The organism is Rahnella sp. CFA14(1/10) (genome assembly GCF_004195095.1).
GTDB classification, from domain to species: domain Bacteria; phylum Pseudomonadota; class Gammaproteobacteria; order Enterobacterales; family Enterobacteriaceae; genus Rahnella; species Rahnella perminowiae.
Map to the genome: position 1 here is coordinate 489048 of NZ_SEWS01000003.1, position 13377 is coordinate 502424.

Genomic DNA, 13377 nt, shown 5'->3' on the forward strand with positions numbered 1-13377 from the left:
GGCAGGTATCGCTGTGAAAATAAGTTCTGTTGAAGTCTCTGTATTTACTTATCCGACCCGTCGCGTTTCTGACAGTGCGGGTCATTCTCATCCGGGTGAAGAAAGTCAGGCGAAAATGGCCATGTTAACGATCACCACTGACGAAGGCGATTGTGGGTATTCGTTCGCGCCGCCGGAAGTGGTGCGTCCGCACGTGGTGAATGCCTTTTTCAGAAAAGTGTTGATTGGGCAGAACCCGTTCGACCGCGAACGGCTCTGGCAAGATCTGGTGCACTGGCAGCGTGGCAGTGCGCATCAGCTGACCGAGCGGGCGCTGTCGTTTGTCGAGCAGGCGTTGTGGGATCTTATCGGTCGCAAACTGAATATGCCGGTGCATAAACTGCTGGGCGGATTCCGCGAAAAAGTCCCGGCGTACGGCAGCACCATGTGTGGCGATGAACTGAAGGGCGGGCTGTCGACGCCGGATGAATTCGGGCAGTTTGCCGAAAAACTGGTGGCGCGCGGTTATCAGGCCATCAAACTGCATACCTGGATGCCGCCGGTGGCGTTTGCACCGGATCCGAAAATGGACATCAAAGCCTGCGCCGCCGTGCGTGAGGCGGTCGGGCCGGATATCGAACTGATGCTCGACGGCTATCACTGGTACAGCCGCAGTCAGGCGCTGACCATCGGTAAGGCGCTGGAAAAACTCAATTTCGCGTGGTTCGAAGAACCGATGGAAGAGGAGAGCATGGCGTCCTACGCGTGGCTGGCAGAAAATCTGGCTATCGATGTGATCGGGCCGGAAAGTCTGGGTGGCAAGCATCACAGCCGTGCGGACTGGGTGAAAGCCGGTGCCTGCGACATCTTACGTGCCGGTGCCAACGGCGTCGGTGGCATATCGCCGTGCATGAAAGTCGCCAGTCTGGCGGAAGCGTTCGGTATGGATTGCGAAGTGCACGGCAACGGCGCAGCCAGTCTGGCGGTGGTCGGCGCCATCCGTAACTGTCGCTGGTACGAACGCGGCCTGTTGCATCCGTTCCTGGAATATGAAGAGCCTGCGGCGTATCTCAACAGCATTGTTGACCCGATGGATGAACACGGCTTCGTGCATCTTTCTGATCGCCCCGGCCTGGGTGAGGACATTAATTTTGATTACATAGAAACCCATACCGTCAGCCGCGACTGACCTGCGGGCAGAAAAATAATAAACCTCTGACTCTACCCGGAAGGTACATCATGAACTCTGGCAAACCGTGGGGCGCGTGGCTTTTCGCGCTCCTGCTGATGACGTCTGGCTGGACGGCGCAGGCAAAAACGCCGCCCGACCAACTGATCATCGGCATGAACATGAATAACCTGTTAACGCTCGATCCGGCTGCGATGACCGGCAATGACATTGTCGGCATCGTGGTCAATCTCTACGACCCGTTGATTGAGCTTGATCCGCAAGAACTCACCAACGTACGACCGGCGCTGGCGACCTCGTGGGAGGTCAACGACGCCCGTAACCTCATTACGTTTCATCTGCGCGATGGAGTGAAATTCCACTCCGGCAATCCGGTCACCGCGAACGATGTGGTGTGGTCGATGCGCCGCATTTTGCATCTCAATCTGGCACAGGCCTCGGTGTGGAAATCCTACGGCTTCAGTAAAAAGAATGTCGATGAGATGGTGCGTTCGCCGTCTCCCGGTGTCGTCGAAATTCAGTTACCTAAACCCAATGACCCGAAACTGGTGATTTACTCACTGGCGGCGCTCGGCAGCGTGGTAGCGCTGGACAGCAAAACCGTGCAGGCGCATGAAGTGAACGGCGACTGGGGCAACCGCTGGCTGACCACTAACGAAGCCGGTTCCGGGCCATTTCGCCTCGACAACTGGCAGGCAAAAGACGTGCTGAACATGAGCCGTAATCCGCACTACTGGCGCGGTGAACCGAAACTGTCGCGTGTGGTATTCCGTCATTTTCAGGAATCCCAAACCCTGCGCCTGATGATTGAAAAAGGCGATCTGGATATTGCCAATAACATGGCGGTATCCGATGTGAAAGCGCTGAGCCACGACCCGGCCATGCAGGTCGATCAGGTGAAAAAAGGCACTATTTATTACGTGGCGATGAGCATGAAAGAGCCGCATTTCGCTAACCCGAAAGTGCGCGAAGCGGTGCGCTATCTGATTGATTATCAGGGTATCGGCAAGGCGCTGATGAACGGTTATGGCATTGTGCATCAGCGTCCGATTCAGGTCGGTATGCCTGCAACACTGCCGGATCCGGGCTATACGCTGGATATCCCGCGCGCCAAAACCTTGCTGGCGGAAGCCGGTTATCCTGACGGTTTTGACACCACGCTGCGGGTGCTGGCCGATCAGCCGTTCCTTAATATCGCGATTGCGGTGCAGTCTACGCTGATGCAGGCGGGGATCCGCGCCAAAATCGTTACCGGGACCGGCAACCAGATTTACGGCGCGATGCGTGAGCGCAAGTTCGACATGCTGGTCGGGCGCGGCGGCAGCGGCGTGGAACCGCATCCGCATTCCAGCCTGCGTGCGCTGGTCTACAACCCGGATAACAATGATGCCGCGCGGCTGACCAATTTTCAGGGCTGGCGCACCGGTTTCTATGACAAACAGCTGAATACGGATATCGATCAGGCGCTGCTTGAACGTGACCCTGAGAAACAGAAACAGGATTACTTCGCCATTCAGGAACGTTACGACGCGCTGATCCCGGCGCTGGTGCCGCTCTCACAGATGGTCGACTCCATCGTGGTGCGCAGGGACGTGAAAAACTATCTGCCCCATCCTTCCGCGACCACGTTCCTGCGTGACGTTTATAAAGACAATGCCACCGATGTTCCGCCAGCCGGAGGTAAAAAGTTATGACCATGCAAATTCCTGCTCCTGTTTCAAAGCCAACGGTGCGGATGACCTTTCCCGCCGGACGCATCGGTAAGCGGCTGGTGCAGGTGGCAGTCACGTTGTTCGGCCTGCTGCTGCTGACGTTTTTTATTGGTCGCGTAATGCCAGTGGATCCGGTACTGGCAATTGTCGGACCGGACGCTGACCACAGTACCTATCAGCAGGTTTATCATCAGCTTGGTTTTGATAAACCGTTATGGACGCAGTTCGGCATTTACCTTTCCGGGCTGGCGCACGGTGATTTAGGGAATGCGCTACTGACCGGTAAACCCGTGACCCAGGACATTCTGCGGGTCTTCCCGGCCACCATGGAACTGGCGACGCTGGCGATCCTTCTCGGCGCGGGTGTGGGTATTCCGCTCGGTGTGCTGGCGGCGGCAAAACGTAACAGCCTCGCGGATTATGGGGTGCGTATCATCAGTCTGGCCGGTTATTCCACCCCGATATTCTGGGTCGGCATGATGGGCTTACTGGTGTTTTACGCCTGGCTGGGCTGGGTCGGCGGTGCCGGACGGGTAGATTTCAGCCTTGACGGACAGGTCACGCGCCACAGCGGCTTTATGCTGATCGACGCGCTGATCGCCGGAAACTGGGAAGTGTTTCGCAACGCGCTCAATCACCTGATTCTGCCGGCGTCACTGCTCGGTTTTCACTCGTTAGCCTACATCAGCCGCATGACCCGCAGCTTTATGCTGGCGCAGCTTTCGCAGGAATTCATTATCACCGCCCGTGTGAAAGGACTGAGCGAATGGCATGTGCTGTGGAACCATGCGTTTCGCAACATCCTGGTTCAGCTGTTAACCGTGGTTGCGCTGGCATACGGCTCGCTGCTCGAAGGCGCAGTGCTGATCGAAACCGTGTTCTCCTGGCCAGGTTTTGGTTCGTATCTCACCAGCAGCCTGATGCTGGGCGACATGAATGCGGTGATGGGTTGCGTACTGGTGGTGGGCATGATTTTCGTGGTGCTGAATTTGCTCTCCGACCTGCTATATCAGGTCTTTGATCCGAGGACAAAAGTATGACGATTTCCCTCGATTCCGTCACGCTCAGCGCGGGCGACGAAAAACGCCAGCGTGTGAAACGGACGCTTGGCCGCGCAGGCCATTTCCTGTGGCAGATGGCGCGTAATCCGCTGACTGCTATCGGTGGTGCGATAATACTGATGCTGATGATTGTGGCGGTTTTCGCACCGTGGATTGTATCGTTTCATCCGCTGGTACAGGATTTAAACAATGCGCTCAGCCCGCCGTCGGCGGTGCACTGGTTTGGCACAGATGAGTTTGGTCGCGATATCTTCAGCCGTCTGGTGTATGGCTCGCGCATCACGCTGTATATCGTGCTGCTGGTGTCGGTCACCGTCGGGCCGCTTGGTTTGCTGCTGGGCGTCACCGCCGGGTATTTTGGTGGCAAAACCGACATGGTACTGATGCGCGTTACCGACATCTTTATCTCCTTTCCGAGTCTGGTACTGGCACTGGCGTTTGTCGCCGCCCTCGGGCCGGGGCTGGAACATGTGGTGATCGCCATTACGCTTACCGCCTGGCCGCCGATTGCCCGTCTGGCGCGAGCCGAAACGCTCTCTCTTCGGCAAGCCGATTTTATTTCGGCGGTGCGTTTGCAGGGCGCGAGCCCGGTGCGGGTGTTGTGGCGTCATATTGTGCCGCTGTGCCTGCCGTCTGTGATTATCCGTATCACTATGAATATGGCGGGGATTATCCTGACCGCTGCGGGTCTGGGCTTCCTCGGCCTCGGTGCACAGCCGCCGGATCCGGAGTGGGGCGCTATGATTTCCAGTGGCCGTGCTTACATGATGGAGTGCTGGTGGGTAGCGACGATCCCCGGTCTGGCGATCCTGATTAACAGCCTGGCGTTCAACTTTTTAGGAGATGGCTTACGTGACATTCTCGATCCCCGAAATGACTGACGCTCCGGCGTTACTCGACGTGCAGGACCTGCACGTCAGCTTTGTGAATGGCCGTCAGATCACGCAGGCGGTACGCGGTGTTTCCTTTCAGCTCGGGCGCGAAAAACTGGCGATTGTCGGTGAATCCGGCTCGGGTAAATCCACCATTGGTCGTGCGTTGCTGCATCTGCATCCGTCTAAAGCGCGTATTACCGCCAATAAAATGCAGTTTGCCGATGTGGATTTACTGCACGCCAGCCCGTCGCAGATGCGGCAGGTACGCGGCAAGCGGATTTCAATGATTATGCAGGATCCGAAATACTCGCTGAATCCAGTGTTGCGCGTGGGTGACCAGATTGCCGAGGCGTGGCGTTCGCACCACAAATGCTCCTATAACGATGCCAAAAACAAAGTACTGAACATGCTCGACGTGGTGCGTATCCGCGACCCGGAACGCGTGTACGGCTTGTATCCGCACGAGATTTCCGGCGGTCAGGGACAACGTATCATGATCGCGATGATGCTGATCACAGACCCTGAAATGGTGATTGCCGATGAGCCCACCTCGGCGCTTGATGTCTCCGTGCGTTTACAGGTGCTGGCGCTGCTTGATGACCTGGTGAATACCCGGGGGCTGGGACTGATATTTATCAGTCATGATATCAATCTGGTGCGCAGTTTCTGCGACCGCGTGCTGGTGATGTATGCCGGACGTATTGTCGAATCAATTGCCGCCACCGATCTGGATAACGCGCAGCATCCGTACACCCGTGGCCTGCTTGACGCGCTGCCGGATATGGATAACCGCCGTTACCCGCTGCCGGTGATGCAGCGTCAGGCCAGCTGGCTGACCGATTAAGGAGCACCAATGCAACAGAAAATCATGATCGACGTGCGCAACCTGAACCTGACTTTTGGTGAAGGTGCGAAAAGCGCGCAGGTGCTGACAGATGTGGACATTGCCGTGCGCGAGGGTGAGATTTTCGGGCTGGTGGGTGAATCCGGTTCGGGCAAAACAACGGTGCTGAAATGTCTGGCAGGGTTGTTTACTCACTGGAAGGGGGAATTGGAAATCGACGGTCAGCAGCTTGAACACCGCATTGGCCGGGAGCGCTGCAAACTGGTGCAGATGGTATTTCAGGATCCGTACGGTTCACTTCATCCGCGTCACACCATCGGCGACATTCTGGAAGAGCCGCTGCAAATCCACCGCATCGATCAGCGGGAGCAGCGGATCAATACCATACTGGACAAAGTCGGTCTGAACCGCGCTTTCCGCAGCCGTTATCCGCATCAGCTTTCCGGCGGTCAGCGCCAGCGGGTGGCGATTGCGCGGGCGCTGATCCTTAAACCCCGCGTATTATTGCTCGACGAACCGACTTCTGCGCTGGATGTCTCCGTACAGGCGGAAATCCTTAATTTACTGTTCGATCTTCAAAAAGAGGAAGGGTTGACGTATCTGATGGTGACGCATGATCTGGGCGTTATCGCCCATCTATGCCAGCGTGTCGCGGTGATGAAATACGGAAAAATCCGCGAAACGCTGGACACTGGCGCCCTGCTGCGCGGCGATATCCGTGATGATTACACCCGCACGCTGGTCGATGCCAGCCGTGATTACAGCCGCGAAATGGCAGCGAAAGTGATGTTATAAGGTGGGGTGAGGATAAAGGTCGCTGTAACGCCAATGGTGCAGCGGCCTTTTTACTTTTTATTCCTGATCCTGCCCAACGTAATTCCCGGCCATAAACGGTGCGTCAGTTTCACGGTGCAGGAGTTGCGCCACTCACGTCAGCAAAATTTGTTTCAAGATGTAATTTATCCGCGTAAATGAGAAATTCACATTAGCAAAGAGGGGGCAAAAATTATTAAGAATGGTCTTAATCATCGGGTATTCATTCTTTTTAAAGTAAAATGAATTCAATGTAATGAAAGGAACTTCTGTACTAAGATAATGCTTAATGTACCTGAAAATAAAAATGTGTCTTTGAGTTTTGCTTTAGAAAGGGATGGGTTGGTATAAAAAATCATAATTATCATCATCGTACGTTTGCCAGATGCCTGCTATCTTAGTTAAAAAAACTGTTGGGGCGAAGGCATGAAACTGCTGAAAAATGTATATGAATACCGTGACTGGATGATTAAAGACTATCTGCATCTTGATGATACATTCCCCTCGGTTTTCGAACCTGACGAGATTGAAATAGATATTTTGCGGCAGGCACCAAAAGAATTTCCGTGCCTTGTGCAACTTGTAGAAGATGAGTCCGGTAATTACCCACAGTTTTTTCAATTTATATACCGATCGCAGGTAGAAGAATGGGCCCGGCTCTTCGGTATTGTTCGTTAGAGAAAATCTTTATTTCAACGGGCTACCTGCGGCGGTGTTTTAATGCTTAACTTTACCGGCCAGTTAAACAGCGAACCATTCACTTTTCGCAAAGCGATTAAACCATTAACACCTTCTTTCATTCCTGATCCTGCCCAGCTTCATCGTCACCTCTTTCGGCATTTTATCCAGATTATCTTCCCGCAACCCCATCACCACGTTGTAGCCTGCCATTAGCATGGGATCGCCCAGGCGTGGTAATGGGGCGAGTTTTATCGGGATAGTCAGTGCCAGGCTGACATCATAATCACACCCCAGATAGACACGTAGCAGGGTGAACACATCTTCACGCAGTTGTCCGCCGGGCAGCCAGCCTTTGGCCTCAATGGGGTCTTCAGTAAACATCTCCACACCGATGCAGTAATTGGCATCGGAGGTTTCACTGCCGAGGACCAGATGATCGCCCAGCCGTTGTTGTTCTGAAAAAGAGAACCTTGCCCGTTTTCCGGCGGGCATCCGCGTGACCTTGTGAGGCTTCACGATTACGTGAGTGTTGGGTGCCTGCGAGCGGATCACACTGACAATCCCTTCCGCCGTGCGGGTGGTTCTGACCAGCGGCTGCAGTAACGCCAGCAATCGCGAGGCGGGTACGTCGTTACTGTCGGTGATACCGGTCAGGGCCATCAGACTGCGCGAGGTTTTGTCGGTACCGCCGTCCTCAAAGGTGGCGGGGTAGCTGTACTTTCGCCAGATGCGGTAAAACTGCGTCATCATCCGGTGGTTGAAGATATCTAAAAAGGCCTCCAGCGCCTCATGGCCTTCGCGCTTTTGGGCGATGTCATCGATGTAGCCGGTTGGCAGCGGCGAGTCCACGCCGTACAGCCCCATGAAGGTAGTGCGCGCCGACGGCGGCGCGTCCGGGCGTTCCGCACTCGTGTCCACTGCTTTAAGCTCGCTGACCGGAAAACCCATGCCCGGATGCGGACGAAAACGCACCGCGTCGTTTTTCGGCGAGAAGGTGCTGCCAAGAGGTTTATTATCCGATAGCTGTTTTTCCAGCAACTGGCAAAAACGGTAGAAATTAAAGGCGTGCGCCCGGTCGTTACCGTCTTCGTCCCGCCAGAATTCTTCCAGACGTTTTTCGTTATCTTCCGTTTTCATCAGAATAAAACCCGTGTCAGTCGTCGTTCAGGCCATATCCATTGCTTCCCGGACTGACTGAACGTCACCGTCAGCTGAATGAATCTTCGGATATCGGCGTACTGGGTGTAGAACTGCTCGAGTATCTCGCAAAATAGCAGGGCATCGCCCTGGCCACAGAACTGATGTTCATCCAACGTTACGCGGATAGCCACGCCGTGCCAGCCTTCGGCAGGATAGTGAGAGGGCGTATACTCTACGTGCGTGATACCCGTAATGCGGCGCGCGTTGTCCGGGTCATGCGTCCAGTCCAGCAGGCTGAGCGCGTGACGCAGCGTGTCGATTTCCATCAGACCGGCGATGGCCTGCGGATGCAGCAGCGATAACACCTGCCACTGATAAAGTTCAGCGGTTGGCGGGTAATACGGCATGGAAGGACGCGAGCGGGTGGCACACTTCAACTCAAGGTTGCTCAGCGCAGTTTCGCCGTCGAAGACGCTTTCCTGCAACGTCATGCGTGGCCAGGCACTGTTGGTGCAGGTCATGTTCAGGCGCATTTTCAGGCCGTTCTGCGCCTCGTGCGTACGGCCTCCGAGCATTAAAATGGTCTCAAAAAGCCCGGACGTTCCCCGGTACATGCGGGTGTGGTAATAACGGTCGGGCCAGTTTTTTGCATACTGGAGCATGCCGCCTTTCTCACGGAACTGGCTGTAAGGCACGTAGCTGAATTCTGTGTTGTCCTCGGTCACTTGTGCGACATCATTGACCGCATAGATTTCGGTGTGTCCGTCGCTGAGCCGGTGCGGCCGCAGACGGTAATCACTGATCGCGGTGGTCACGGTCAGCGGCTGGGCCAGCAGGCGGAACAGGTTGATCACCGGTACGCAGTGCAGGCGGATAGCGTCCGGAGGGACGGCCAAATCGTACGGCCAGCGTTCGCTGAGCGTTACCTCGACATCAAACGAGGGGGTGTCCGCCGGAAAGGTCAGGGTTTCCAGTCCGCGCAGCTGCATAAAGAAATATCGCCCGGGTGAAGTGAAATACTCCAGCCACGGGCGCACTTCGCCGCACAGGGCCGGGCTGTCGCTCTCCGGCCACTGTGAGGCATCATTTTCTGTCTGCCAGCGTGGTATAAACTGCACGTCCACCGGCGTCAGCCCGGTCGATTCCTGCCAGAACCTCACACTCACCCGTTTCACCTGACGGCTGAGAGCCAGATACAAAGCCGACTGCAGCACACGGTCGCCGTTCAGGTACAGGCTGATGTTCTGCCAGTCGGCGCGGCGGATTTCAGTGAGGGCGGGCAGGGTGAAGCGCAGTTTCAGCGCCTGCTGGCCTTCTGGCAGGGTGAATAACGAGACGTTATCAAGGGCAAACGGATGCACTGTCAGGTCGCGGGTCGTGCGGTAGACACAGCGCTGACGGTCATTACCCGGCTGCCGGGTAAGCACTTCGCTTTCAGCAGGCAATACCTCCTTACGCAGGTGCAGCTCCGGCTCTGCCGGTGTCAGTTCGACAATCGCGGTGGAGGGCAGGGTGCGGTTGATCACCGGCAGCAGGTGCGAGAGCAGCGGCTCGGTCAGTTCGGGAATATCATCATCAATCTTCTGCCGCAGCTTGGCCATCATCAGCGAAAAGCCCTGAAACAACCGTTCGACGGAGTCATCGCGCGGAACCGGACTGCCGTCTAACCCCAGTGCGCGTCCCAGTTCCGGGAATTCTTTCGCAAACTCCAGCCCGGCGTCCTTCAGATAGCGCATTTCGCCGTCAAAATATTTTAAGAAATCGTCTTCCATGTCGGTGCCTGTGTTATCGGAAAATAGTATTGGGTAACCTGAAGCCGCTGAGGTTCAGCAGACTGACCGGGTCGTTGCCGGCGGTAAAGGCCAGTCGGTAGTTAAGAGGCAGGCCGTCTTCAGCGGTCCAGACCACCTGATAATGCGTGTCGTCCACCGGCGTAATCTTGGCCATCTTCAGTAACCGGTAAAACGCCCAGGTGCCAGGTGTATCAAAACAGAGCCGCGCACCGGCGCGGACGCTGGTCCACATCAGCGATGCACCGGGAGCCCAGGTATCGCCAGGCCACTGAATATCCTGCCAGAACGGCATCTGATTGAAGTACACCAGCTTCTGGCCGTCGATAATCAGCTCGGTCTGCACCACGTCTCTGGCTGTGCCCGCCTCCAGCCTGAAGCGAAAACCCCAGCCCGTATCGTTAAGCATGTGACCTAAGCGGTCGAGTTGATTCAGCTTGTTCACAAAGGATGAATTGACCGACAGCCCCGGCGGCAGCTTATCCGCCTTCTGCCAGCGGTTGTCTTTGTACTCCAGCACGCCGTTCAGGTGTTCACGGATAAAACCGGCAATCAGGCCGGTCTGCGGATTGATAAAATCGTTCAGTGCGGCCAGCGAGGCGTCGTTCGGGCTGTCGGCGAACGGGAAGGTATTATCAAACTCTTTATGCCAGGCCGCGACAATCTCCTGCTGCCACTGCGCATCCATACCTATTACGCCGGCGGTCATCACCTCTTTCCAGGTCTGGCTGAGCGGCGCTAAAAACAGCGCCTGCGCCATCGGCTGCCAGCCGTTGCCCAGCTGAACGCGCAGACGGGCGGGTAACTCAGAAACCGTGTTATCAATCTGCGTACCGCGAAATACCGACTGCGAGAGTGCCGCCGTGCCGCCGGTGGCCGCCGACAGGTTGCGCATCTTGTCGCGCAGTGTGGCCGTTTGTGACCGCCAGCCTGACAGCGTAATGCCGGCCCCTTTACCGGCACCGGTTGTCATCGAGACGATGCCGCCAAATACCGGCTTCAGGGCCGGGTTCATCGCATGGCGTCGCTCGTTCGGGCTGCCCGCCAGCCCCTGCCACGCCAGCTGTTTCATCAGCGCTATCTGTGGCGACCGGCTGACGTCGGCGGCCAGCGTCAGTTGCTCCACCTGATTAGCTGTCGTATGCGCCTTCATCTGGTTGAGCGTTTTCTGCCATGTGGTGCCGTATTCGGCAAAATAGCGTGCCGTTAACCGTTCCCCAAGCGCGGCAGGTGAGCGCGAGGCTTCCACCGGCTGCCCCGGCCCGGCCAGCACCCAGCCGACCTGTTCCTCCCGCCGGGTGACCAGCGCGGCAATCTCCGGCGCGATTGCCCCTTCATACGCCTGGCGGGTAAAGCTGCCTGGTACGTCGGCGTCGAGGGTAAACATTCCGCCCGAGTCCTGACCGTTAAGCAGCTGCGTCAGCGACAAATCCGCGAAGTTGCGGGAGGTGCGGTAAATCAGGGAACCATAAAGTTTTTGCTCCGCGTCCGCGCCGCTCATGGCGTTCAGCAAGGCCGCCCGCGCCTGCGCGACCACCGCGTTGTCAGGCTGGATTTTCCAGTCAGGATGCCCGGCGAACTGCGCGGCAAAGAAGGCGATATCCTGCGGTTCGATGTTCTTCAACAACGGCTTCAGCTGCTGCGCAAAATAACGCTGCGCGTCACTGTCTGCGGTTTTATCGGGATGAGCCAGCATCAGGTAGGTTTTCAGCTGGTCATAGTCAGGGGTTGCTGACGTGAGCAATGCGCTAAGTTGATGCTGTGCCGGTTGCACAATAAGCCGCTGAGCCAGCGTGTTATATTGCGGCCAGAGTGCGGGCAGTAAGCGGTACGTAACATCCAGTCCAAAACGGCGGTACAACGGCGTCCCTTCCTGTTGCTGAGCCAGCAGGGTTTGCATGGTGTGTTGCAACGCAGAGAGCACGGCAGGTGAGGGAGAGGTGTTCGCCTGCTTAACCTGCTCCGCGCTGCCGGTCACCAGCCGGTAGTTGCTGATGCCGGATACTGTCGTACCGATGGCCAGAACCAGCATCGCGGCGGCGCTACTCCACTGCGCCACTGTTCGCGCCGTTACGCCGACCGGATGACCGGCGCGGCGATGAATACCCGCAGACAACTCCCGCCAGACCGGAGAATCCGCGCGCTCATGCGGGCTGTACGCCCGTAGCGTCAGCGCCGGTGAAAACGCCACGCCGTACAGCGGCAGCTGAAAATAGCCACTGAGCAGCGGTTTGAATGCATCTGCCCAACCGGACAGGCGGGCTTGTAAATCACTGACCAGTTGCAGCAAAAACGTGTGACGCATATTTTCACTGATTTGTGCCATGCCCTGCGCGCGCAGCTCCGGGAGCAGGGACTCCACGGAAGACAATAAAGACGCCGGCGTCAGCCTTTTGTGCTCCAATACACCGATCAGCTTTACCGCACGTTCAGGCTGCGGCCAGCTCAGTTCACGCCGGTCCAGCAGATACACCGGCAGTTCCCAGCGCAACTGATGGCGGACGATTTTATAACCGCGAAGTACCGCGTCTGCCTGCTCCGTCTGGGTATAGTGCGCCTCATGGCTCACCCAAATCAGCGCATCGGCAGGGGCGTGAGGGCGCAGACGGCGCAATGCATGAAGGTCTGCCGGATTGCCGCCCGCCGCCAGCGCTCCGCCCCATAGCAGAAGGGTATTGCCGACCGTCATCCAGCCGGATTCTGTCAGCCCCGGTGCAACCGCTTCGACATCGGTCGGTTCGCCCATTACCAGCAGCCAGGGGAGTTTGCGCTTCCAGCGCAGGCCGTAGCGATGCCTGAGGGCAGATCTCAACCGGCCAACATCAATGGACGGCTGAACAGGCCGCTCCGATTCTGTACCTGCCGGTGCGACTTTGGGGCGCACAGGAACCCGCCAGCTGGCCGACGTGGTGACGAGGGTAAATGACAGGGCAATAAGCGCGACAATCAGCGTGATGATCAGAACGGTCATTAAAATGCCGGAGTGCTTTGAGGACGAAGAAAACACGCCGTATTGCCGGATCACACTGATAACCGCAACTGCAACGGCCAGCAGCAGGAACAATATTCCCAGACGTGTAATGATTTTCTTCACAATCAGCTTCCTTGCTGCGCAGAACGGATAAAGTGCGGTTCAAGCAGACGATTCAATATGATCCGCAGGCCCACGGCGCTGCCAATCATCGTGACGACCAGCGTCAGGATCAGCGTGATTGTGCCCCGGAAAGAAAACAGCCAGTCCGGGAAGGCATGGCCGAGGGACCAGAACAACACCAGATTGAACAGCAGTGAAG

10 protein-coding genes and 1 pseudogene are annotated in these 13377 nt (G+C 56.7%); 7 read left to right on the forward strand and 4 right to left on the reverse strand.

Annotated elements, in window-relative coordinates; all coding sequences use genetic code 11:
• The first annotated feature begins 13 nt into the window (after positions 1-13).
• The 7 genes from EVX52_RS08890 to EVX52_RS08920 all read left to right on the forward strand — a co-directional run bounded on the left by EVX52_RS08890 (position 14) and on the right by EVX52_RS08920 (position 7151).
• Entirely contained in the window at positions 14-1168 is a 1155-nt protein-coding gene (locus EVX52_RS08890; RefSeq protein ID WP_129991110.1) for a mandelate racemase family protein, read from the forward strand.
• A 98-nt stretch (positions 1169-1266) separates the two neighbouring features.
• Positions 1267-2862 carry an ABC transporter substrate-binding protein gene (locus EVX52_RS08895; protein ID WP_129953730.1) on the forward strand — a complete coding sequence of 532 codons (1596 nt, stop codon included), beginning with the start codon at positions 1267-1269 and terminating at the stop codon, positions 2860-2862.
• A 41-nt stretch (positions 2863-2903) separates the two neighbouring features.
• Positions 2904-3920, forward strand: a complete 1017-nt coding sequence (locus EVX52_RS08900) for an ABC transporter permease (RefSeq protein WP_129953729.1) — start codon at positions 2904-2906, stop codon at positions 3918-3920.
• Positions 3917-4822: an ABC transporter permease gene (locus EVX52_RS08905; protein WP_129953345.1), complete on the forward strand. Its 906-nt coding sequence runs from the start codon at positions 3917-3919 to the stop codon at positions 4820-4822. The genes EVX52_RS08900 and EVX52_RS08905 overlap by 4 nt, the downstream gene beginning before the upstream one ends.
• A complete protein-coding gene (locus EVX52_RS08910) occupies positions 4794-5660 on the forward strand; it encodes an ABC transporter ATP-binding protein (RefSeq protein ID WP_129991132.1) in 867 nt (288 codons plus the stop codon). Before EVX52_RS08905 ends, EVX52_RS08910 begins: the two co-directional genes overlap by 29 nt.
• Before the next feature lie 24 nt (positions 5661-5684).
• Positions 5685-6455 (forward strand): ABC transporter ATP-binding protein, encoded by a 771-nt coding sequence (locus tag EVX52_RS08915; protein WP_129991133.1) that lies wholly within the window; start codon positions 5685-5687, stop codon positions 6453-6455.
• Between the two features lie 444 nt (positions 6456-6899).
• Positions 6900-7151 carry a hypothetical protein gene (locus EVX52_RS08920; RefSeq protein WP_129991111.1) on the forward strand — a complete coding sequence of 84 codons (252 nt, stop codon included), beginning with the start codon at positions 6900-6902 and terminating at the stop codon, positions 7149-7151.
• Positions 7152-7256: 105 nt separating this feature from the next.
• Here the strand turns inward: EVX52_RS08920 and tssG are convergent, their stop codons facing one another.
• The 4 genes and pseudogenes from tssG to EVX52_RS25285 form a co-directional block, all read right to left on the reverse strand.
• A complete protein-coding gene (gene tssG / locus EVX52_RS08925; RefSeq protein ID WP_129953343.1) occupies positions 7257-8291 on the reverse strand; it encodes a type VI secretion system baseplate subunit TssG in 1035 nt (344 codons plus the stop codon).
• On the reverse strand, positions 8291-10066 hold the full coding sequence (gene tssF / locus EVX52_RS08930) for a type VI secretion system baseplate subunit TssF (RefSeq protein ID WP_129991112.1): 1776 nt from the start codon (positions 10064-10066) through the stop codon (positions 8291-8293). The genes tssG and tssF overlap by 1 nt, the downstream gene beginning before the upstream one ends.
• 13 nt (positions 10067-10079) lie before the next feature.
• Complete coding sequence (locus EVX52_RS08935) at positions 10080-13178, reverse strand: ImcF-related family protein (protein ID WP_129991113.1); 3099 nt, start codon at positions 13176-13178, stop codon at positions 10080-10082.
• Positions 13179-13180: 2 nt separating this feature from the next.
• Positions 13181-13377: pseudogene (locus tag EVX52_RS25285) on the reverse strand (hypothetical protein); the annotation flags it as partial.

Excerpts from the sequence above, each read along its gene's own strand:
- tssG (WP_129953343.1), bottom strand. The coding sequence starts at position 8,291 with ATGAAAACGGAAGATAACGAAAAACGTCTGGAAGAATTCTGGCGGGAC.
- EVX52_RS08915 (WP_129991133.1), top strand. The coding sequence starts at position 5,685 with ATGATCGACGTGCGCAACCTGAACCTGACTTTTGGTGAAGGTGCGAAA.
- tssF (WP_129991112.1), bottom strand. The coding sequence starts at position 10,066 with ATGGAAGACGATTTCTTAAAATATTTTGACGGCGAAATGCGCTATCTG.
- EVX52_RS08920 (WP_129991111.1), top strand. The coding sequence starts at position 6,900 with ATGAAACTGCTGAAAAATGTATATGAATACCGTGACTGGATGATTAAA.
- EVX52_RS08900 (WP_129953729.1), top strand. The coding sequence starts at position 2,904 with ATGACCTTTCCCGCCGGACGCATCGGTAAGCGGCTGGTGCAGGTGGCA.
- EVX52_RS08905 (WP_129953345.1), top strand. The coding sequence starts at position 3,917 with ATGACGATTTCCCTCGATTCCGTCACGCTCAGCGCGGGCGACGAAAAA.
- EVX52_RS08895 (WP_129953730.1), top strand. The coding sequence starts at position 1,267 with ATGACGTCTGGCTGGACGGCGCAGGCAAAAACGCCGCCCGACCAACTG.